Annotated in this window: 2 protein-coding genes; one reads left to right on the plus strand and one right to left on the minus strand. The window is 71.4% G+C overall.

What is annotated here, in order from left to right:
- Positions 1-287: 287 nt before the first annotated feature.
- Entirely contained in the window at positions 288-728 is a 441-nt protein-coding gene (locus ACIQI7_RS38925; protein WP_401119605.1) for a hypothetical protein, read from the plus strand.
- Positions 729-836: 108 nt separating this feature from the next.
- On the opposite strand, the gene ACIQI7_RS38930 is transcribed toward ACIQI7_RS38925, so the two are convergent.
- Positions 837-1,534 (minus strand): electron transfer flavoprotein subunit alpha/FixB family protein (locus ACIQI7_RS38930; protein ID WP_401119608.1); only part of this gene is annotated, 698 nt, incomplete at its 5' end.

Consider the following 1,534-nt stretch of genomic DNA (forward strand, 5'->3'; position numbering starts at 1 on the left):
TCCGCCGCGAACGGAGCGATCTTCGCCTCGGCCAGCGAACGCACCGCCTCACGGAGCATCCCGTGCTCCTCGGAGATACGGAAGAGATCGAAGTCCTGGCTCATGATCGCCACTCCTGTTTCACGACGGTACTCAGTACCCTTCATTATGCATGCGCGAGGCAAAAAGGGAACTCAGTGCCTTCCCTTCGCGGCACTGAGTTCCCTATCCTTTTCGTGCCGAACTTCTGGCGTACTTCCGCCGTACTTCTGCCGAACGAGCCGGCCCGAGCGCAGGGAGATGACAGCGTGGTCCACTCAGCCATCGCCGAAGCCGACACCCGGAGCACGACGCTGTACTTCCAGCGCTGCGCGTGGTGCAACAACCCGACCTTCCAGCGGCTGCTCTGCCCCACCTGCGGATCCACCGACCTCCGACTGGAGCCCAGCGAGGGCACCGGCGTGGTGCGGCGCTGCGCGGTCGAGCAGGCCCGGACGCCGCTGGTCCGTCAGAAGTCCCTGATCCGGATGGCGGAGGGCTTCGACGTCTGGTGCATCGTGGACGGGATGCGCAGCACCGTCCCGGTCGGCACCCGGGTGCGGCTGCTCTCCTCCCCCGACTCCGACCAGCCGGAGCTGCGGCTGCTGCCGATGGAGGAGCCGCCGGTGCCCCAGGACCCCGAGCCGCGCCCGCTGCCGCCCGCCCAGGGCGGCTTCACCCAGCACCTCGCGGCCTTCGTCACGGAGTGAGCCGTACGGCGACCGGGACGGGCGGCGCACCGGGGCGCCGCCGGGAGACGACGGAGGGCGTGGCACCGAGTACCCCTCGGCGCCACGCCCTCTTCGGTCGTCCGGGGATCAGGCCTTGCGGGCCTTCACCTCGGCGGTGAGCTGCGGCAGCACCTCGAAGAGGTCGCCCACCACGCCGTAGTCGGCGAGCTCGAAGATCGGGGCCTCGGGGTCCTTGTTGACGGCCACGATGGTCTTCGAGGTCTGCATGCCGGCCCGGTGCTGGATGGCGCCCGAGATGCCGTTGGCCACGTACAGCTGCGGGGAGACCTGCTTGCCGGTCTGGCCGACCTGGCTGCTGTGCGGGTACCAGCCGGCGTCCACCGCGGCGCGCGAGGCACCGACGGCCGCGCCCAGCACGTCGGCGAGCTCCTCGACCACGCCGAAGCCCTCGGCGGCACCGACGCCGCGGCCGCCGGAGACCACGATGGCGGCCTCGGTCAGCTCGGGACGGCCGGAGGACACCCGCGGGGTGCGCTCGACGACCTTGGCGGCGTTGCCGGTGAACTCGACGGCGACGTTCTCCACCGCTCCGGCGGCCGGGGCGGCCTCCGGGGCGACGGCGTTCGGCTTGACGGTGATGACCGGCACGCCGTTGCTCACCCGGGAGTCGACGGTGTAGGAGGCGGCGAACACCGACTGGGTGGCGACCGGGCCCTGGTCTCCGGCGCGCAGGTCGACGGCGTCGGTGATGATGCCGGAGCCGAGGCGCAGCGCGACGCGGGCGGCGACCTCCTTGCCCTCGCCGGAGGACGTCACCAGCACGG

The organism is Kitasatospora sp. NPDC092039 (genome assembly GCF_044756065.1).
In the GTDB taxonomy this organism is placed as follows: domain Bacteria; phylum Actinomycetota; class Actinomycetes; order Streptomycetales; family Streptomycetaceae; genus Kitasatospora.